This window comes from Pyxidicoccus sp. M6 (assembly GCF_055568925.1).
The window spans coordinates 997,705-1,017,883 of the sequence record NZ_CM145714.1; the positions used below are offsets into that span (position 1 = coordinate 997,705).

Annotated in this window: 15 protein-coding genes; 8 read left to right on the forward strand and 7 right to left on the reverse strand. The window is 69.4% G+C overall.

Translation table 11 applies throughout. The annotated features are described in order from the left end of the window. Positions 1 to 115: 115 nt before the first annotated feature. Positions 116 to 1,039, reverse strand: a complete 924-nt coding sequence (locus ACVTJA_RS04230) for a DUF4382 domain-containing protein (protein ID WP_465833992.1) — start codon at positions 1,037 to 1,039, stop codon at positions 116 to 118. Between the two features lie 236 nt (positions 1,040 to 1,275). Here ACVTJA_RS04230 and ACVTJA_RS04235 point away from each other — a divergent pair, with 236 nt between their 5' ends. From ACVTJA_RS04235 to ACVTJA_RS04260, 6 genes are all read left to right on the forward strand, one after another. Continuing rightward, positions 1,276 to 3,396, forward strand: a complete 2,121-nt coding sequence (locus ACVTJA_RS04235; RefSeq protein WP_465833994.1) for an IPT/TIG domain-containing protein — start codon at positions 1,276 to 1,278, stop codon at positions 3,394 to 3,396. Between the two features lie 141 nt (positions 3,397 to 3,537). Further along, the gene (treZ, locus tag ACVTJA_RS04240) at positions 3,538 to 5,394 is read left to right on the forward strand and encodes a malto-oligosyltrehalose trehalohydrolase (RefSeq protein ID WP_465833996.1); all 1,857 of its coding nucleotides are present in this window, start codon (positions 3,538 to 3,540) and stop codon (positions 5,392 to 5,394) included. Between the two features lie 291 nt (positions 5,395 to 5,685). Next, on the forward strand, positions 5,686 to 6,996 hold the full coding sequence (locus ACVTJA_RS04245) for a discoidin domain-containing protein (RefSeq protein ID WP_465833997.1): 1,311 nt from the start codon (positions 5,686 to 5,688) through the stop codon (positions 6,994 to 6,996). A 95-nt stretch (positions 6,997 to 7,091) separates the two neighbouring features. Next, complete coding sequence (locus ACVTJA_RS04250; protein WP_465833998.1) at positions 7,092 to 8,390, forward strand: NCS2 family permease; 1,299 nt, start codon at positions 7,092 to 7,094, stop codon at positions 8,388 to 8,390. 137 nt (positions 8,391 to 8,527) lie between these two features. Beyond that, positions 8,528 to 9,964 carry a M20 family metallopeptidase gene (locus ACVTJA_RS04255; protein WP_465834000.1) on the forward strand — a complete coding sequence of 479 codons (1,437 nt, stop codon included), beginning with the start codon at positions 8,528 to 8,530 and terminating at the stop codon, positions 9,962 to 9,964. Between the two features lie 175 nt (positions 9,965 to 10,139). Further along, entirely contained in the window at positions 10,140 to 10,712 is a 573-nt protein-coding gene (locus ACVTJA_RS04260) for a glutathione S-transferase family protein (protein WP_465834002.1), read from the forward strand. Between the two features lie 94 nt (positions 10,713 to 10,806). Here ACVTJA_RS04260 and ACVTJA_RS04265 read toward each other — a convergent pair whose 3' ends face one another. From ACVTJA_RS04265 to ACVTJA_RS04275, 3 genes are read right to left on the reverse strand one after another with little or no spacing between them, the layout of a single operon-like run. After that, complete coding sequence (locus tag ACVTJA_RS04265) at positions 10,807 to 11,337, reverse strand: hypothetical protein (RefSeq protein WP_465834004.1); 531 nt, start codon at positions 11,335 to 11,337, stop codon at positions 10,807 to 10,809. 51 nt (positions 11,338 to 11,388) lie between these two features. Further along, complete coding sequence (locus ACVTJA_RS04270) at positions 11,389 to 12,369, reverse strand: HEAT repeat domain-containing protein (protein ID WP_465834006.1); 981 nt, start codon at positions 12,367 to 12,369, stop codon at positions 11,389 to 11,391. A gap of 20 nt (positions 12,370 to 12,389) precedes the next feature. Next, positions 12,390 to 13,601 carry a hypothetical protein gene (locus ACVTJA_RS04275; RefSeq protein WP_465834008.1) on the reverse strand — a complete coding sequence of 404 codons (1,212 nt, stop codon included), beginning with the start codon at positions 13,599 to 13,601 and terminating at the stop codon, positions 12,390 to 12,392. 162 nt (positions 13,602 to 13,763) lie between these two features. On the opposite strand from ACVTJA_RS04275, the gene ACVTJA_RS04280 reads away from it, so the two are divergent. Next, entirely contained in the window at positions 13,764 to 15,353 is a 1,590-nt protein-coding gene (locus tag ACVTJA_RS04280; RefSeq protein ID WP_465834010.1) for an alkaline phosphatase D family protein, read from the forward strand. A 45-nt stretch (positions 15,354 to 15,398) separates the two neighbouring features. Here ACVTJA_RS04280 and ACVTJA_RS04285 read toward each other — a convergent pair whose 3' ends face one another. From ACVTJA_RS04285 to ACVTJA_RS04295, 3 genes are all read right to left on the reverse strand, one after another. After that, complete coding sequence (locus ACVTJA_RS04285) at positions 15,399 to 17,030, reverse strand: protein kinase domain-containing protein (protein ID WP_465834011.1); 1,632 nt, start codon at positions 17,028 to 17,030, stop codon at positions 15,399 to 15,401. Between the two features lie 110 nt (positions 17,031 to 17,140). Further along, positions 17,141 to 17,902 carry an ABC transporter permease gene (locus tag ACVTJA_RS04290; protein WP_465834013.1) on the reverse strand — a complete coding sequence of 254 codons (762 nt, stop codon included), beginning with the start codon at positions 17,900 to 17,902 and terminating at the stop codon, positions 17,141 to 17,143. Positions 17,903 to 17,916: 14 nt separating this feature from the next. Then, complete coding sequence (locus ACVTJA_RS04295; protein WP_465834015.1) at positions 17,917 to 18,849, reverse strand: ABC transporter ATP-binding protein; 933 nt, start codon at positions 18,847 to 18,849, stop codon at positions 17,917 to 17,919. A gap of 217 nt (positions 18,850 to 19,066) precedes the next feature. On the opposite strand from ACVTJA_RS04295, the gene ACVTJA_RS04300 reads away from it, so the two are divergent. After that, entirely contained in the window at positions 19,067 to 20,119 is a 1,053-nt protein-coding gene (locus ACVTJA_RS04300) for an AAA family ATPase (RefSeq protein ID WP_465834017.1), read from the forward strand. Positions 20,120 to 20,179 lie beyond the last annotated feature (60 nt).

A 20,179-nucleotide genomic window follows, 5' to 3' on the forward strand; every position in this document is an offset into this window, starting at 1 on the left:
GCCGGTGTGGCTCCCGCCCTTCGCGGTGGAGCGTCAGGGTGCTCGAAGAACGCGACGGAGGCGCGGGCCATGCGGGCCTCGGCCTCCGTCGTTTCACCTCAGTGCCTGAAGCCTGTCAGAGCGCGACGGCGGACGTCAGCGTGAAGGCCACGTTGGATTGGGCGCCGCCGGTGGTGGTGACGCTGGCGGGGATGCCGGGGTTGGTGGTGAAGCCCACGCCCTCGGGGCCCGCGATTTCCACCTGGAAGGCGCCGGGGATGAGGTACTTGAAGTTGGCCTCGTAGGTGCCGTTGCCGTCGGCGTCGGTGAGGGCCAGCGGCTCGCGGCTGCCCTCGGCGTTGATGAGCACCGCGCTGAAGGCGGACAGCTTCACCTGCGCGTCGCCCACCACGGGCAGGGTGACGCCGGCGCCCAGGGTCAGGCTCACCACGACGTTGGAGGAGAACTCCAGGTCCGCGCCCTTGATGACGGGGCTCATCACCCAGCGGTTGGAGCCGCCGGCCGAGTGGCCGAAGCTCTGCGCGACGTCGAAGTCCACGAGGATGACCTTCTGCTCCTGCTCGCTGGACACCGTCACGTCCGCGTCGTTGGCGAACTTCACCTTGAGGCCGGACGTGGCGAGGCTGGGCATCTGCAGCGCGCCGTCCACCGTGACGCCCTCGGGGACCTGGTCATAGTCGTCGGTGGCGTAGACGTGGCTCTCGCCGTCCTCCTGCACCTGTACGTACGCGCCGGTGATGACGAAGCGCAGCTCGCTGTAGGTGCCCTGCGGTACCTCCGCGTCCTTCACCAGGTCCGCGGTGTCGTTGGCCAGCGTGAGCAGGTCCGTGGTGATGGGCTCGTCGCGCAGCACGACCTCACCCTCGGCGCCGCCCTTCAGGTACACCTTGGAGATGGTGACCACGGCCTTCTCGAAGCCGTCGCCCGGCGCGTCCGTCAGCTTCACCGAGACGCGGGAGTTGTCGTCGCCACAGGCGGCGAGCCCCAGCATGCCGACGGCGAGCACGAGGGAAGAGAGCAGGTTGCGTTGGGTCTTCATCGAGGAAAGCTCCAGAGAAGGTCGGGATGGGCACCGGCCTGGCCCACCCGCGCTGTGTCGGGCGAAAGACCTGCCGATGCCGGGAACGGCCACCGGCTGTCTGCTTTCGCCCCGCCGTACGAAGTGGCCGTGGACTTCCCCGGGGAGTCCTCTCTCCCGACATGTCTCGCTCTGTCTTCGTGCCTGCCCACCGGGTCCGTGCTGCTTCACTCGCACCCTGGCGCCGGAGGGCGTGGGTGCTCGCACTTGCGGTGCTCGTGGGTTGTACGGAGCAGCGTGACGCGCGCACCGTCGAGTCTGGCTCCCCGCTGTGCGAGCAGGGAGCGAGCGCTTCACTGGATGCGCTGTACGTGAGCCACTTCGCGGCCAGCGCCTCCACCGGTTGCGCGAGCTCCGGCTGTCACGGCACGGGCGCGGGCGGGCTGACCTTCACCGACGCGCGGCAACTCTGGGCCGCGACGGTCAACCGTCCCGCCGCGGATGGTGCGCGACAGTTGGTGGTGCCCGGCGCTCCCGAGCAGAGCCTCCTCTATACGAAGCTGCTTCCGGACGCGGCGGGCCGCATGCCGCAGGGCGGGCCGTACCTCGACGACGCGGCGCTCGCGCAGGTGGCGGCATGGATTTGCGCCGGAGCGCCCGAGCCTTCCGACGCGGGCGTGGTGGAGCCGGTGCCCGGAGGCCCCGCGCTCACCGGCCTCACGCCGGACTCGGTGGTGGTGGGCAGCGCGGACGTGAGCGTGCAGTTGGACGGCGCGCGCTTCGAGTCGGGCAGCCGCGTGGAGCTGGATGGTGCGCCGCTGCCCGCGCGCTTCGTGAGCGCGAGCAGGCTCACGGCCACGGTGAGCGCGGCCATCAACGCGCAGGCCGCCGAGCACCGCGTACGCGTGGTGAATCCGCCGGACGGAGGCATCAGCGAGGAGCGTGTGTTCCGCGTGCTCAACCCCGTGCCCACGCTCGAGGTCATCGCTCCGGACACGGTGGCAACGGGCGGCGCCGCATTCGACCTTTCTCTTTCAGGCGGCAACTTCACGGCCAGCTCCGTCGTCCTGCTGGATGGCACCGAGGTGAGCACCACGTGGGTGAGCGGCACATCCCTGCGCGCGCGCATGCCGAGCTTCTCCGCGCCCGGTGCTCATCAGGTGACCGTGCGCACGCCCGCGCCCGGAGGCGGCACCAGCGTGGCGCGCACGCTCACCGCGGCGCTCATCGACGGGCCCACGATTACGGGGCTCAGCCCGTCGCCCGGAGAGGCGGGCCGGGCCTTCCGCCTGAGCGTCACCGGCTCCGGCTATGACTGCGCGCCCACGAAGCCCACCGTGTTGTTCGATGGCAATGCGCTCACGCCGGCCACGTGCGCGGCCACGCGGCTGGACGTGGACGTGCCCGCCACCGCCGCGGGAGAGCACACCATCCAGGTGCGCAACGCCGACGCGAAGGTGAGCGGCACCGTGACGCTTTCGCTCGTCGCGCCCAACCCGGTGCCCGCGCTCACGGGCCTCACGCCCTCCGAGGCGAGCCAGGGTGGAGCGGCGCTCACGCTCGGCGTGACGGGCATCGGCTTCGTGTCCGGCACCACGCTGCGCTTCAATGGCGTGTCGAGACCCACGAGCGTGCAGGGCGCGGGCGCGCTGAGTGCCACGCTCACCTCGGCGGACCTGACGACGGCGGGCAGCTTCCCCATCACGGTGGTCAGTCCCACGCCCGGCGGAGGCACCAGCAACGCGCTGAGCTTCACGGTGGTGCGTCCCAACCCCGTGCCTCGTGTCGATGCGCTCTCGCCCTGCGGCATGGTGGCGGGTGGCGCGGGCTTCACGCTCACGCTGGACGGACAGGACTTCGTCTCCGGGGCGAGCGTCACGTTCAACGGCACCGCGGTGAGCGTGTCCACGCAGAGCGCCACGCGCCTCACGGTGACGGTGCCCGCGTCACTGGTGGCGACGGCGCCCGCGTCCGGGGCCGCCTCCGTCGTCGTCACCAATCCCACGCCCGGCGGTGGCGCTTCCTCGCCAGCGTGGTTCGGGCTGGCCACGCGCGCCGTCTCGCTGGCCACGCACGTGCAGCCCCTCTTCGACAAGAACTGCAACTCCGGCTGTCACGGCAGCCCGTCCACGCCGGTCAACCTCACCGCGGGCCGCGCGTATGGCGAGTTGGTGGGACAGCCGAGCAGCGGCTGCACATCCACGCTGCTCGTGAAGGCATGTGGGCCGCTGCGCGGCCAGAGCGTCCTCATCGACAAGGTTCTGGCGACGAACAGCAGCCCGGCCTGCTCCGGCGCGCCCATGCCGAAAGGGCAGCCGCTCACGGCGGCGGAGAAGCAGACGCTCATCGACTGGGTGGCGCAGGGCGCGCCTCCTTGAGCCCCGCGGGGTCCACCGTCCTCCGGTTCCCATTCGGACGGGGTGGCTGCCCAGCCGTGAACACCTCACGGGTATGAGAGCAGGCAGGTGTGCGCGGAACTCCTCCCAACTTCGCGCAGCAGCATTACAAGAAGCAGCCACATGGTTTCTTCGGACAATTTTCGGGCGACCGAGGTGGCAGTGCCCCGGCTCGGGGCATGGGTGGAGGATGGGGCAAGGGTGCGGTGGCGTGTCTGGGCGCCGGGTCACCAACGCATCGAGGTGGTGATTCACGATGCGCGGGGACAGCCCGGGCGCATCCTCCCGCTGACCCAGGAGCCCGGTGACTGCTTCGGCGCGGTGCTGGAGGGCCACGGCGCCGGCACGCTCTACAAGCTCCGCGTGGACGGAGAGGGCCCGTTCCCGGACCCGTGGTCCCGCTCGCAACCGCTGGGCGTGCACGGCCCGTCGGAAGTCACCGTCCCCGACTTCGAGTGGACCGATGCCGGCTGGAAGGGCGTGGAGCCTGAATCACTCGTCATCTACGAGGTGCACGTCGGCACCGCCACGCCGGAGGGCACCTTCGAGGCCCTCATCTCGCGCCTGCCCGGTCTGCGCGAATTGGGCGTCACCGCGCTGGAAATCATGCCGGTGGCCGCGTTCCCCGGCGTGCGCAACTGGGGCTACGACGGGGTGGACCTCTTCGCGCCGCTGGCCGCGTACGGAGGCCCGGAGGGACTGCGCCGCCTCATCGACGCCGCGCACGCGCGAGGGCTCGCCGTCCTCATCGACGCCGTCTACAACCACTTCGGCCCGGACGGGAACTACCTGCGCGTGTACTCGCCGCACTACTTCACCGGCCGTCACCACACGCCGTGGGGCGACGCGGTGAACTACGACAGCGAGGGCAGCGCCTGGGTGCGCTCGCTGGTGCTCTCCAATGTGGAGATGTGGATTCGCGACTACCACGCGGACGGCCTGCGCCTGGACGCCGCGCACGCGATTGTCGACGAGAGCAGCCCCCACCTCCTCACCGAAATCGCCGAGCGCGCTCGCGCCAGCGCGCCCGGGCGCCGCGTGCTCGTCATCGCCGAGGACGAGCGCAACGAGCGCAAGCTGCTGCGGCCTCCTCCAGAGGGCCACGGGCTGGACGGCGTCTGGGCGGATGACTTCCACCACCAGATGCGCCGCGCCTTCGCGGGCGACAGCGAGGGCTACTACCAGGACTACACGGGCAGCACGGAGGACATCGCCCGCACGCTGCGCCAGGGCTGGTTCTACGAGGGGCAGGTGTCGAAGAACCTGGGCCACGCGCGCGGCACGAAGGCGGAGGGCCTGGAGCCGTGGCGCTTCGTCCACTGCATCCAGAACCATGACCAGATTGGCAACCGCCCCTTCGGCGAGCGGCTGGGGCACGACGTGTCCCCCGCGGCCTTCCGCGCCATGAGCACGCTGCTGCTCCTGTCGCCCTTCACACCGCTGCTCTTCATGGGCCAGGAGTGGAACGCGAGCACGCCCTTCCTCTACTTCACGGACCACAACGCGGAGCTGGGCCGGCTCGTCACGGAGGGGCGTCGCAAGGAGTTCGCCGGCTTCGCGCGCTTCGCCGGCGCGGAGGTGCCGGACCCGCAGGCGGTGGAGACCTTCACCCGCTCCAAGCTGGACTGGAGCGAGGCGGAGAAGCCGGAGCACGCGGGCGTGCGCGCGCTGTACCGCGAGCTGCTCCGCCTGCGCGCCACGGCCCCCGTGTTGAAGGACGTCCGCCCCGGCGGTCACGACGCCCGCGCGTTGGGCCCGGACGCGCTGCTGCTGGAGCGGCGCGCGGGAGGTCATGGCGTCCAGGTCATCGTCTCCGTGCGCGGCACGCTGGAGCACCGCGTGCCCGCGGGCGCGGAGTTGGTGCTGTGGAGTGAAGCCCCGCGCTTCGGCGGCACCGTCGAAGCCGCGCCGCTGAAGGACGGCATACTGCGGTTGCAGGGCCCCGCGGCCGCCGTCGTGCGCTTCACCACGAAGCGCTGAGCAGGACGTGGAGCGCTCCTCCGCGTGCATGCGGCACGAGCGGAGGAGCAGGCTTCGACTCACGACCGCGTTGGGAATTCCATTTCGGGACAAAGGGTACTGGGGCCCGCAGTCCGAAACGTTGACCAACCAACGCCGCTGACCGTGGCGGGAAGAGGCCTTCCTGGGCGTCTTCCGTGCGGCGGTCCGCGGATGGAAGCCCAACGCGCCGTGGGGGAACGCGGCGCACCGGGGTGAAGACATCCATCCCGGAGAGTCGTGGCACCACACGGCCTCACCTGAGGTAGTGACTTGAATCGACAGCACCTGACTTCGTCCTGGAGGGGATGGAAGCGCTTCCGCATGCCGGTAGGCGCGCTCTCCCTGGCCGCGTTCGTGGCCGCGACACCCGCCCTGGCCGCCGGGGGCTTCACTTCCACCACCGCCAGCGGGAACGACGGCAACGTGCCGGCCAATGCCATCGACGGCAATCTGTCCACGCGCTGGTCCTCCAACGGCATCGGTCAGTGGATTCGCGGCGACATGGGCGCGGTGAAGGCCATCAACGCGGTGGACATTGCCTGGTTCAACGGCACCACGCGCACCAACAAGTTCGTCATCGCCACCTCGACGGACGGCACCACCTTCACGCAGGTGTTCTCCGGTACCTCCTCCGGGAAGACGGCATCCTTCGAGCGCTACACGTTCGCCACGGTGAACGCCCGCTACGTGCGCGTCACCGTCAACGGGAACTCGCTCAACACCTGGGCGAGCATCTCCGAGATGGCGGCCATCGCAGGCTCCACCTCGCCCACTCCGACGCCCACCCCGGACCCGACGCCGACGACGGGTAAGGACAAGTTCGGCGTGACGATGGTCTATCCGACGAAGTCCGGCGGTGAGCAGTGGTTCCTCGCGGACAACGCGACGAGCGACTCGCGCTTCGACCCGCAGAACACGATTACGCGCAACTCGGACGGCTCCTGGAAGATGAAGAACAGCCAGGTGCGCATGAGCGTCTTCACGTCCACGGGCTACAGCTCCTCGAAGATTCCGACGTATGACCGCGACGTGCTCGCCAGCCGTGGCTACATGCAGGCCGCCAACGACTGGAAGAACATCGAGATGACCGGCTTCGTGAAGCTCAACGCGGCGCAGGACGGCTCGGACAACTTCGACTGGTACGCGCGCGGCGGCAAGCACAACGACAACAACTCCGGCTGCGAGGGCAGCAGCTACAAGGGCGGTCTGCACTATGACGGCCGCGCCCGCTGGCAGAAGGAGACGTGGCACGTCTCCTACGAGCAGGCCTCGTACAAGCCCGCCACCACGGCGCTCAAGGGCCGCTGGGTGGGCTTCAAGGCGGTGATGCGCAACACCACCGTCAGCGGCAAGGAAGCCGTGCGCCTGGAGATGTACGTCAACGAGAACGCCGACAAGGTGACCTGGAAGAAGGTCTACGACATGGTGGACTCCGGCACCTGGGGCGGCGACGCCCAGCACTGCGGCGGTGCCGTCGGCGCCATGCCGATTACCTGGGGTGGCCCCATCGCCACGTTCCGTTGGGACAACGCCAACGACGTGGACTTCAAGTGGCTGTCCGTTCGTGAAATCCAGCCGTAGTCGGGGATTCAAACGCTGACACGCGAGGGCGCGGAGGGGAGCACGGTCTCCTTTCCGCGCCCTTTCGCGTTGCGGGCCGGCGAAGATGCGCGCCTATGGAAGCCCTCGAGCGCTGGTTCCATCTACGGGAGCGCGGCACCACCGTGGCCACGGAGCTGCGGGCCGGCGTGACGACGTTCCTGACGATGGCGTACATCCTGCTGGTCAACCCGCAGATTCTCGCGGTGGCGGGGATGCCGGCGGAGGACGTGGTGTTCGCCACGGCGGTGGGCTCGGCGGTGGCCACGTTCATCATGGGCGTGTACGCCAACTTCCCCTTCGCGCTCGCGCCCGGCATGGGCATCAACGCCTACTTCACCTACGGAATCGTAAAGGGGCTGGGCGTGGACTGGCGGGTGGCGCTCACCGCCGTGTTCGCCGAGGGGCTGCTCTTCCTCATCCTGTCCTTCGGCGGCGTGCGCACGGTGCTCATCAACGCCATTCCCCAGACGCTGAAGCTGGCCACCACCACGGGCATCGGCCTGTTCCTGGCGCTCATCGGCCTGCGCAATGGAGGCCTGGTGGCGGCGAGCCCGGAGACGTTGGTGCAGTTGGGCAACCTGCATTCGGGCAGCGTGCTGCTGGGGCTGGCGGGGCTCTTGCTCATCGGCGTGCTGGTGACGCGGCGGGTGAAGGGCGCGCTGCTCATCGGCATCGCGGTGGTGGCGGTGTCGGCGTGGGCGCTGGGGCTGTCACCCGCGCCTTCCGGTGTGTTCCGCTGGCCGTCGCTGCCGCGCGAGACGCTGGGCGCGCTGGACTTCAGCGGCCTCTTCACCGCGAAGGTGCTGGGGGTGACGCTGGCGCTGCTCTTCGTGGACGTGTTCGACACGGCGGGCACGCTGCTGGGCGTGGGTCGCATGGGCGGCTTTCTCACCGCGAAGGGCGAGTTGCCGGGCGCGGGCCGCGCCTTCGTCGCGGACGCGCTGGGCACCATGGCGGGCGCGGCGCTGGGGACGAGCGCCATTACGACGTACATCGAGTCCGCCGCGGGCGTGGAGGAGGGCGGGCGCACCGGGCTCACGGCGGTGACGGTGGCCGGGCTGTTCCTCCTGTCGCTGTTCTGCATCCCGCTGCTGTCCGCCATCCCGGCCGTGGCCACCGCGCCCGCGCTGGTGGCGGTGGGGGCGATGATGATGTCCGGAGCGGTGGAGGTGCCGTGGACGCGCTTCGACGAGGCGCTGCCAGCCTTCCTCACGGTGACGATGATGCCGTTCACGTACTCCATCGCCCACGGCATCTCCGCGGGCATCGTCAGCTACGCGGTGCTCAAGCCCCTCACGGGGCGCCCCCGGGATGCCCACCCGGTGCTGTACGTGCTGGCGGTGTTGCTGGGCCTGTATCACGCGCTCGCCTGAGCGGCGGACGGAAGCGAGCCAGATAGGCGCCATCAGCCCGGAGGCGGGGTAGGCTGGAGGACGAGGGCTTTTCCGCTCTACCCGCGGGGTTCCCGCAGTCGACAGGGCCCGCACTCCGTGCTCTGCATCCTCACGCCATGGCCATCAACGTACAGACCGCCACCGAGTCATCCGACCGCATCTGGGAGAAGGAAATCCTCCCGGCGCTCGAGCGCTACATCCGCATCCCCAACAAGTCCCCCTCCTTCGACCCGGACTGGGTGAAGTCCGGCCACATGGCTGCCGCGGTGCAGCTCATCGCGGACTGGTGCCGCGCGCAGGCGCAGCACCTGCCGGGCCTGGAGCTGGAGGTCATCCAGCTCAAGGACGAGAAGGGCAACCCGCGCACGCCCGTCATCTACATGGAGGTGCCGGGCACGAAGGGCGACGACACCGTCCTCTTGTACGGCCACCTGGACAAGCAGCCGGAGATGACCGGCTGGCGCCAGGACCTGACGCCGTGGACGCCGGTGCGCGAGGGCGACAAGCTCTACGGGCGTGGCGGCGCGGATGACGGCTACTCCTCCTTCGCGTCGCTGGCGGCCATCCGCCTGCTGAAGGAGCAGGGCATTCCGCACGCGCGCTGTGTCGTTCTCATCGAGGCGTGCGAGGAGAGCGGCAGCTACGACTTGCCCGCGTACATCGAGGCGCTGGCGCCGCGCATCGGCAAGCCGTCGCTGGTGGTGTGCCTGGACTCGGGCTGCGCCAACTACGAGCAGCTCTGGACGACCACGTCGCTGCGCGGCATCGTCGGCGGCAACCTGCGCGTGGACATCCTCACCGAGGGCGTGCACTCGGGTGACGCGACGGGCATCGTCCCTTCGTCCTTCCGCATCCTCCGGCAGGTGCTGTCGCGCGTGGAGGACGAGTCCACGGGCCACATCAAGGTGGAGGGCCTGCACGTCGAGATTCCCGAGGCCCGGCGCCAGCAGGCGCGCGAGGCCGCGAAGGTGCTCGGCGAAGAGGTCTTCACCAAGTTCCCCTGGGTGCCCGGCGCGCGGCCGGTGTCGCAGGACGGCGCGGAGCTGGTGCTCAACCGCACCTGGCGTCCGGCGCTGGCGGTGACGGCCGTGGACGGCATGCCGCCCCTGAGCAGCGCGGGCAACGTGCTGCGGCCCTTCACCACCTTCAAGCTGTCCATGCGTATTCCGCCGCGCCTGGACCCGAAGGCGGGCCTGAAGGCGCTGAAGGAGGCGCTGGAGAAGGACCCGCCGTACGGCGCGAAGGTGACCTTCGAGGGTGAGAAGGCCAGCGTCGGCTGGGACGCGCCGCCGCTCGCGGGCTGGCTGAACCGCGCGGTGGAGTCCGCGTCGAAGTCGTTCTTCGGCCAGCCGGCCATGTCCATGGGCGAGGGCGGCACCATTCCCTTCATGGGCATGCTGGGCGAGCGCTTCCCCGAGGCGCAGTTCGTCATCACCGGCCTGCTGGGCCCCGGCAGCAACGCGCACGGGCCCAACGAGTTCCTGCACATCCCCACCGGCAAGAAGCTCACCTGCTCGGTGGCCAGCATCATCGCGGACCACTACAACCGCTAGGCGGCGCGAGACACGGCCCCGCTCTCATCCTGGAGGGCGGGGCGCGTTTCGCCGCGTGGTGACGGCTCAAAAACAGTCGGTCAGTCCGTTGTAGATGCTCTGCTCCGAGCGGGGTAGTGGTCTGCGCTGCAGCAGCACCAAGATGGAAACACCCGCGCCGAACGGAGGAGTCCCGATGAAGCTCTATTTCAATCCGAGAAGCCGTGCCGTGATTGCGAAGTGGATGCTCGACGAGTGCGGCGCGAAGTACGAGTTGGTGCACATCGACCTGCAGAAGCGTGAGCAGAAGTCGCCCGAGTACCTGAAGGTCAACCCCGCCGGAAAGCTGCCCGCGCTGGTGGACGGAGATGCGCGCCTGTTCGAGAACGCGGCCATCTGTCTCTACCTCGCCGACAAGTTCCCCGAGGCGAAGCTCGCGCCGAAAGTCGGCGCGCCGGAGCGGGGCCGCTACCTGTCGCTGGTGGTGTACTCGACGTCGCAGCTCGAGCCCTCCATGGGCGACCACATGATGAAGGCCCAGACGCCGCCCCAGCGTGGCTGGACGGACTACGAGAGCGCGCTCGATGCGGTGGAGCGCGAGCTCGGCGATGGGCCCTGGCTCTTCGGCGACTGGTTCACCGCCGCCGACGTGATGATTGGCGCGATGTTCATCTACCAGCGCATGCTGGGCGGGAAGACGGGGCGTCCGAAGCTGGAGGCCTACGTCGACCGGCTGATGGCCCGCCCGCACGGCCTGAAGCTGGGCTGAAGCAACACGGGGGACCCGCCAGGAGGCAGGGTGGGGGAGGGGGATGTTGCGAACCCCACCTCCCGGCAGGTCGGAATCGCGAAGCCGCGTCAGCTCAGTCCAGGTAGCCGATGGTCTCCGCGCGGCTCACGCCCTCGCCCTGGACGGTGTAGCCGGAGTACCAGGACGTGTCGTTGGTGCCGAGCTTGTCCTGCTGCAGGTGCGAGTGCGGACCCGTCACGTTGCCCGTGCCGCCGATGTTGCCCACCTGGCAGCGGTCACACGTGCGGTCGTACGAGTCGCTCGTCTTGATGAAGTGCCACTGGCGGAACGTCCAGCCGCTCGCCCAGACGTGCTTCGCCTCGTTCTGGTTGCCGCTGCCGCTGCCGTAGCACACGACGCCGGTGGTGCGGATGGTGACGTTCCAGGACACGGAACCCACGACGCCCGTCTCCGCGCCCCAGTAGTTGCACGTGCCGCCCGAGGCGATGTCCACGGCGCCGTGGAACTTGCCGCTGCTCGGATAGTAGGTGGTGGCGGACACCGTGCCGGTGTGCGTGCCACGGACCTCGTGGGCCGTCACCGCCGCCGGCACCAGCGCCACAGTGGCCAGCGCGGCCAGCCCCGTCTTCATGATGCTGCGCATCGTCGTTCCTTTCGGGCCGGCGAGGAGCCGGCCTCCGGGTGGACTGCTCTGCTACGGAGCCTGCTGCATCCGCTGCTTCTCCCTCAGGATCAGGCTCCACTCCTGAAGGCCCAGGCCGAGAGCCCGAATCCACGCGTCCACCTCGGGCGCCAGCGCGGGGTCCACACCGCGCAGCTGCTGGAGGTCCGGAATCGCGCCCGCGAAGCCGAGCTGGGCGATGCTCTGCAGGAGCATCTTCCGCACCCCGGTGTCCGGCTCGTCGCGGTACATGGCGAGCAACGTCTCCCGCGCGCCGGCCATCTGCTCCGCGGGCACGCCGCCCAGCGCGTTGGCCGCCGCCGCGCGCACGCTCGCGTCGTCACTGCGCAGGAGCGACTGGAGCCGGTCCGCGGACGCCGCGCTGATGTGCTCGGTGGAGACGTTGTCAAGGATGCGCGCCGTCACCTTCGCATCGCTGGACGCCGCCGCCGCCGTCACCGCCGCGTCCGCCGCCGGGCCGTGGTGGCCCGAGTAGACGTACTGGTTGTCCTCGATGAGATTGGTCGCCATCTCCTGGCGCACCTCGGGCGAGGCGTCGCGCGCCAGGCGCTCGTACAGGTCACCCGTGTTCTCCGTGGCGCTGGTGCGGCGCAGGGCGCGCAGCGAGGCGACGCGCAGGACCGGGTCTCTCTCCTCCAGGATGCGCTTCGCCACCACGCCCATGGCCGAAGGGTCCGCGCCGCGCTCGGTGCGCGCCACCAGCGCGGCGGCGAGGTGCTCCACCATGACGGGGTCCGTCTCGCACTCGAAGGCCGCGCGCAGCTCCGCGTCCGGCAGCGTGACGGCGGACTCGCGCAGCAGCGTGCGCAGGTACTTCTTGTACGCCTCCGACTTCGATTGCAGGCCCCGGCGGATGCTGTCCATCAGCCCCTCGACGGAGCACGCCTCGGCGCGCAGAGAGGGCGCGGGCTCGGACGCGGAGGCCACGGCGGGAAGGAGGTGACAGAGCGCGGCCAGGCCGAGCGCGCGCAGGAGGGCGGTGGTGCGAATCATGGCGGTGGTGGCTTTCGGGCTCAGTCGTGGCGGTCGAGGCAGCCGAACGGGTCCTGATCGGGCAGGCTGTTCCACACCCGCACGAAGTCGAGGGTGCCGCTCGCGTAGATGCGCTCGAAGGTCTGGTAGAGGGGCTGGAAGCGCGCGTCGGTCATGGCCATGTTCGCCATGACGGGCAGCGCGTCCCGTCCGGCCACGCGCGCGGCGAAGCGGAAGAGGGCCCAGCGCACGCAGACCTCCTGCTCCGTGACGAAGGACCGCGCGAAGAGCTCCAGCGTCTTCGCCTTGTCGCCGCCGGACACGGAGAGGTTGTGCGCGGCGGCCTCGCGTCCGTCGGGGCTGCCCTCGGTGGTGAGGATTTTCGCGTAGCGCGCGTGGGCCTCCTCATCCAGCACGGGTGTGGCGTGCATGGGCATGGAGAGCGCGAGGTAGCGAATCTGCTCGTCGGGCGACTCGGTGCCGATGGTGAGCAGCTTGTCCATGTACGGCGCCACGCTGCCCTTCGCGCCGAAGTCCCGCTTCATCACCCGGGCGATGGTGCGCGTGGCGGCCCAGCCCGCCTCGCCGGAGACGGGGTCCTTCGCGAAGTCGGCCAGCTTGCCGAGCATCCCCGCGTCGAGCCGCTTCTGCGTGTCCAGCGCGGAGAGGATGCCCGCGCGCCGGGGCCCGTCGAGCGTGGTGTCCAGGCCGCGCTCCAGGAGCTTCGTGGCCACCTGCGGCTGGTGCACGGCCTGCGAGTCGCGCAGGGCCATCATGATGACGTTGAACTCGCGGGGGCCCGCGTCGCGGCTCCACTCCAGCACCGTGAGCGCATGCGCCGCGTCGTTGCCGATGAGCTCCGTGAGGCGCTCGCGCAGGTAGTCGCGGACGTTCGGGTCTCGCGAGGCGAGCAGCGGCGCGGCCCAGTCGCGGAAGTTCGCAATCGTCACCGACGCGTTGAAGCGCTCGATGTCCTGCCAGCAGACGGTGGAGTCGAAGCGCGGTGGCGGCGGCACGGCCTCGGTTGCGCCCTGGCCGGAGTGCCCAGCTCCGCCGCCCGTACCCGACGGACCTCGCGCGTGGGCCGTGGGGGCGGCGCCGCCTCCAGAGGCCGCGTCGTCACCTCCAGTGCCCCAGGCAATCAGGCCCACCGCGGCGAGCAACGCCACCGCGCCGAGCCCCACCCAGACGAGGGGAGGGCGCCGGGCGCCCGTCGGAGGGGAGGCGGTGCGATGGACGGATTCTGGGGTCATGGCGGTCGAGGGCCCGTGGTGAATTCCAGCCCACCCTGGAGGGCCAGGACCCGCCGCCATCTCAAAGAATCATTTTCTAGGGATTTTCCGGGAGCTCCTTTTCCGTCTCCCTGCCTGTCCTGTTACGGAGCGGCCGGGCAGGCACACACCAGGAGCACGGGCGTGCCTCTGCTGGTCCCCGTCCCCGGGCGATACCACTGTCAGTGCATGCAGACGGATTGGCCCCAACTGGAGCGGGCGGTGGCGGTGGGGCGCGTCAGCCCCCGGGGCGTGCGGTTGTGGATGCGCTCGCCAGGAGGGGGACCTCATCGCCTCGAATTGTGGCTGGAGGCCGCGCCGTCGGAGCGCGTCGCGTACGGCTTCGACATGGGGGACCGCTCCTTCAGCGACCACACGTATGCCTTCGCCTTCCCGGACGACATCCCCGGGGCGCGGCCGCTGGAGCCGGTGACGCGGTACGGCTTCCGGCTGAGCCGCGCGGACGGCACGCGCGTGGGAGAGGGCCGCTTCGAGACGCTTCCCGCGCGGCGCGGCCAGATGCCGAAGCGCTTCTGCATCGGCGTGGCGAGCTGCCACCAGCCGTTCGACTCACAGGGCAACATGCACGAGATGGGCGTGCGGATGCTGCGCGTCGCCCGGGCCGCGTGGGAGCAGTGTGACGTGAAGCTGGTGCTGTGGACGGGCGACCAGCTCTACGCGGACTACCCGCCGGAGCAGTCGCTGTTCGACCCGGAGTTCTTCAAGACGGTGGCGCCACCGGGGCGGAAGAGCCTGCTGGAGTGCACCCACGACGAGGCGCTCGCGGTGTACCACGCGCGCTACCGGCGCAACTGGGGCCACCCGGACTGGCTCGCGTTGCAGGCGCGCTTCCCGGGCTACCCCATCCTCGATGACCACGAGGTGGTGGACAACTACGGCTCCCTCCCCGAGCACCACGAGCCGAAGTGGCGCCACCTGCGCGACGCGGCCGAGGCGGCATACCGCCACTACCAGCACTCGCGCGCGGAGCCGATGCGGCCCGGCTTCGAGGGGCCCTACGACTACAGCTTCGAGTACGGCGCCGCGGCGGGCTACGTGCTCGACGTGCGCTCGGAGCGCCTGTCCACCGACGGAGACCATGCGCGCGTCTTCGCGCCGCACCAGTTGGAGCGCTTCGCCGCGTGGCTGAATGCCAGCGAGGACGCGCCGGTGCTCTTCGTCGTGGTAAGCGTGCCGCCCTTCTTCATGCCCGGCTGGCTCTCACGCGTGGCCCGCTACGTGCCGGGCAGCTTCCGCGAGGACGCGCACGACAGGTGGATGCACCCGCAGTACCGCGCGGACCGCTGCCGCATGCTGGAGCTCATCAAGCACCACCAGATGCGCCACCCGCGTCAGAAGGTGGTGCTGGTGGGCGGTGACGTGCACGTGGGCTACGTGGCCCGCTGCGACTGGCACACCGAGCCGGAGACGTCGCTCTTCCAGTTCGTGTCGAGCTCCATCACCCACAAGATGTCCTCGCTCGACTGGCACATGGCGCGCCACATTCCCCGCACGCACTTCGTGATGTCGGATTTGGACGGGAAGCGGGCGCGCATCCACCTGCTGGGCGGCAGCCTGGCGCGCGTCCTCGAACAGCCGGTGGGCGGCCTCAACGTGGGGACGATTGAAGTCGAGCTCGAAGGGGACGACGTGCGCCTCGACTTCAAGCTGTACGGAGAGGACGAGCACCAGCCGGAGGAGCCGAAGCTCCTCTTCGAGTCCGGCTTCCAGTGAGTCTCAGGCGAGGGAGGGGCCGTCACTCGGACGGCGCTCCACGTCTCAGCGCCCCGTCTTGATACCCAGGTTGCCGCCGCCCGAGCCGGGCTTCTTCGTGCCCTGCGTGCCGCCCGTCTTCCCGCTCTGGGGCCGCAGCGCGAGGTTCACCTCGCCATCCGTTGCGGACACCCGCCGCGTCACCGGCTCGTAGCCATTGAGCGCCAGCGTCACCTCCACCGACGACTCACCGGGCTGGAGCTTGAGCGTCGTGGGCGTCTTGCCCAGCGGCTCGCCGCCGACGCTCACCGTGGCGCCGGGTGGCTCGGAGATGACGGGCAGCTCCACCGGCCGCGCCTGCTCGGGCGGAGGCTGGGGCTTCACCGTCTCGGGCGGCTTCGCCACGGCGACGGGCTGCGGAGGCGGCTGCACCGGCGTCGCCTCGGCGGGGCCGCGCAGGAAGATGAGCGCCGCGCCCGCGACGAGCAGGCCCGCGCCCGCCACCGCCACGGGCATCCACGGCACTCGGCGCTGCTCTTGCTCGGGACGGTCCAGCGCCGCGGTGCCCCGCGTCTTGTCCTGAACGGGCGGGGCCACGGCCTGGCGCGAGCGCGTGCTCGGCGCGGGGCTCTGCGATGCACGCGGGACGGCGCGCGACGCGGCGGAGCGCGGCGAGGCGCCCGGGCCTCCGGGCACGCCGCTCAGCGAGGAGTTGGAGCGCGAGTCCAGGTCCGCGTCCTCGGCGAGCTGGTCCAGCTTCGCCGGGTCCGCCTCGGTGGCGATGCGCTCCGCGTATATCTCGCGGAGGAAGGCGGACAGGTGCGCGCTGCTGGTGGGCAGCCGCAGGTTGAGGGCGTAGTCCTCCAGCGCCAGCCGGAGCGCGCCGCAGTCCGCGTAGCGCCCGTCCGGCGTGGGGGCCAGCGCCTTGAGGATGATTTCGTCCAGCCCCGGCGGCAGCCTCGGGTTGAGCTGCGACGGCCGCGGCACCTGGCAGTCCTTCACCAGCCGCAGCGTCATCATGTCGGACTCGCCCTTGAAGAGGCGCTTGCCCGTGAGCAGCTCCCACATCACGACGCCCAGCGCGAACAAGTCGCTGCGCGCGTCGATGGCGTGCCCGTTGGCCTGCTCGGGCGACATGTACGGGTACTTGCCCTTGAGGACGCCGGTGGCCGTGTTCTGGCTGCTGGTGGCCGCCTTGGCCACGCCGAAGTCGATGACCTTCACCCCGCCGTCGAAGCCGACGAGGATGTTCTGCGGAGACACGTCGCGGTGCACCAGCTTCAGCGGCCGGCCCTGCGCGTCACGCGCCTGGTGCGCGTAGTGAAGCCCCGCCGCCGCGTCCGCGATGATGCGGAGAATCAGCCCCACCGGCAGTGACTTGCCCTGCGCCCGGGAGAACTTGTCCAGACGACGCACGTCGTCACCCTGGACGTACTCCATCGCGAGGCAGTGCCGGCCCTCGATCTCCGTCAGGTCGAGGATGGTGATGAGGTTGGGGTGCGTCAGCCGCGCGACGAGCCCCGCCTCATCCAGGAACATGCTCAGGAACTCATCGTCCTCGGCGAGGTGGGGAAGGATGAGCTTGAGGACCACGAGCCGCTCGAATCCCGTCCCGTGCTCGCGCGCCAGGAACACCTGCCCCATACCCCCAGAGGCAATCTTTCGAAGCAGCTCGTACTTACCGAATGGCACAGCCATGATGTCACCCGAGGATATCCCCCTTTCTCACCGGGTGGGAAATACCCAGTAGCCGATTACCCCACAGAAACCCCGTCCTGTGGGGCAGAGGCTCAGTCGAGATGTGTGCGTCAGGCCTTCATCTTGTAGCCGGACCTGAGCACCAGATAGGTGGCGAGCGTGGCCACCACGGCGACACCGGCGAGGATGGCCCCGCCTCCAAGCGGCGAGTAGATGCTGCGGCCGAGCATGCCGTAGCGAAGCCCCTCCACCATGTAGACCATGGGGTTGAAGAGGCTGACCTCGTGCCACGGCGAGGGCAGGCCCCGCACCGAATAGAAGACGCCGCCCAGGAAGGTGAGGGGCAGCATGACGAAGGTGGGGAAGAAGTTGATCTGCTCGAACTTCTCCGCCCACACGGCGGCGAGCATGCCCAGCACGCTGAAGACGTAGGACGACAGCAGCAGGAAGTACGCGGCCACCCAGGCGTGCTCCAGGCTGAAGCCGGTGAAGAGGGCGGCCACGGCCCACGTGAGGCCGCCCACCACGAGGCCGCGCACCATGGCGCCGCCGATGAAGCCGGCCATCAGCTCGCCGGGTCCGAGCGGCGACACCAGCAGGTCCACCACCGTGCCCTGAATCTTGGTGATGAACAGCGACGAGGAACTGTTGAGGAAGGCGTTGTTGGCGATGCCGAGGAAGACGAGCCCCGGCACGATGAAGTGCAGGTAGGGCACGCCCTCCACCGTCTGCACCCGGCCGGAGATGGAGTAGCCGAAGACGATGAAGTACAGCGTGGTGCTGATGAGGGGCGAGAGGACTGTCTGGCCCGGCACGCGCATGAAGCGCCGGACCTCCTTCGCGAACAGCGTCTGCATCCCGAGGATGTTCATGGTCGTTGATGGGCTCAGGCGGCCTGCGGACGGCCGCGGAGGATTTCGATGAGCACGTCCTCCATGCGCGAGCGGCGCGTCTCCACGTCGGCGATGGGCTGCCCTTCGGCGTACAACGCGCGGAGCAATTCGCCGGAGGGCGCGCAGCCCTCGCGCTCGACGTAGGTGAGGGTGCGGCCGTCCGCGGAGAGGCTGGCGGCGAAGCGGCGGCCGGACTCGGACAGGGCGGCCTGCGGCTGCTCGAAGGTGACGACGACGCGGCGCTCGCCGAAGCGGCGCAGCAGCGTGGCCTTGTCCTCCACCATCAGCAGCTTGCCCTCGTTGATGATGCCCACGCGGTCCGCCAATTCCTCGGCCTCTTCCAGGTAGTGCGTGGTGAGGACGATGGTGGTGCCCTCCGCGGCGAGCTTGCGCACGTAGTTCCAGAGGTCGCGGCGGAGTTCCACGTCCACGCCGGCGGTGGGCTCGTCGAGGAAGACGAGGCGGGGCTTGTGCACCAGCGCCTTGGCGATGAGCAGCCGGCGCTTCATGCCGCCGGAGAGGGCGCGCGTCATCGCGTCCTTCTTCGTGTGCAGGTTGAGGGCGGTGAGCACCTCGTCGATGCGCGCCTCGTCGCGGGGCCGGCCGTAGTAGCCGAGCTGGATGCGCAGCGACTCGGCCACGGAGAAGAACGGGTCGAAGTTGATTTCCTGCGGGACGAGCCCGATTTCGTAGCGCGGGCCGACGGGGTCCTGGTCCAGGTCCTTGCCAAAGACGCGGATGGTGCCGGCCGACTTCTTCACCAGGCCGCACACGCTGCCAATCATCGTCGTCTTGCCAGCGCCGTTGGGGCCGAGCAGCGCGAAGATTTCCCCCGCGCGGATGGTGAGGTCCATCGATTGCAGCGCGGTGAAGTTGCCGTAGCGCTTGGTGAGTCCCTGGAGCTCCAGAGCGGGCGTCGTCGACATGGCGCGGCCTCGTCTAACACCTTCGAGGTTGAAGTGCTTGTCTCATGCGCGCGGAGCGGGCCGCCGTTCCTTGTAGGGGGGGGGGAGGGAGCCGGATACCTTGCCGCGCGCATTGTTGGGAGGAGAGCAACCCATGCCCCCTGAGAATAGAGCCATCACGCGCATTGAGGTCGAGGGCTACAGGTCGCTCAGGAAGGTCAACCTGGAGCCCGGCCGTGTGACGGTGCTCATCGGCGCGAACGGTGCGGGAAAGTCCAACCTGCTTTCCCTGCTGCGGATGGTCTCGCTGATGCGGACGCAGTCGCTCCGCCGTCATGTGGGTGAAGCGGGTGGAGCTTCCGCGCTCCTGCACTATGGCCCCAAGGTGACGAGAGAGATTCGCGTCCGGCTGGAGTTCGCGCAGCAGCCGGGTGCGAATGCCTACGAGGCCCGGCTGGGGTATGCGGCTGGCGACACGCTGCTCTATCTGGACGAGACCGTTGAGTACCAGCCAGTTGGGAGCGCGGAGTTCAAGGTGACGTCGCTGGGGACGGGGCACAAGGAATCGGCGCTGGAAGATGCCGCGAGCGTGCTGGGAAACCAGACGGCGAAGACCGTGCGCTGGTGGCTGTCGAAGACGAACTTCTTCCACTTCCATGACACGTCCCAGGCTGCTCCGCTGCGCCAGAATGCCCGCCAGGAGGACATGCACTTCCTGCGCTCCGATGGGAGCAATCTGGCCGCCTATCTCCGGGCCCTCGCCGTGAGCGAAGAGCCCGAGAGTCAGGCTGCATGGCGGCGTATCAATCAGCTCGTGCGGCGCGTGGCTCCCTTCATCAAGAGCCTCCAGCCGACGCTGGTCGACTCCGCACATCCGGAGACCTCGAGCGTGCGATTGGACTGGGTGGATGAGCGAGACCAGCTCTTCGGTCCACACCAGCTCTCGGATGGAACGCTGCGCTGCATCGCGTTGTTCACGGCGCTCGGACAGCCCGTGAAATCGCTTCCCGTCTTCCTCAGCATCGACGAGCCAGAACTAGGTCTTCATCCCGCTGCGCTCACAATCCTGGCCAGCCTCGTTCGCTCTGCGAGCGCGAACTCGCAGGTTCTGCTGGCAACCCAGTCTCCTGCGCTCCTTGACCTCTTCGAGCCGGAGGAAGTGGTTGTCACGGAACGAATCCAAGGGGCCACTGACTTCCGTCGGCTCGACCGCAGCGAGCTTGCGAGCTGGCTCGAGGACTACAGCCTGTCCGAGCTCTACGACAAGAACGTCATCGGGGGGCGTCCATGAGGCGCCTCTACGTCTTGGTGGAGGGACAGACCGAGGAGGCGTTCGTGAAGACGGTCCTCG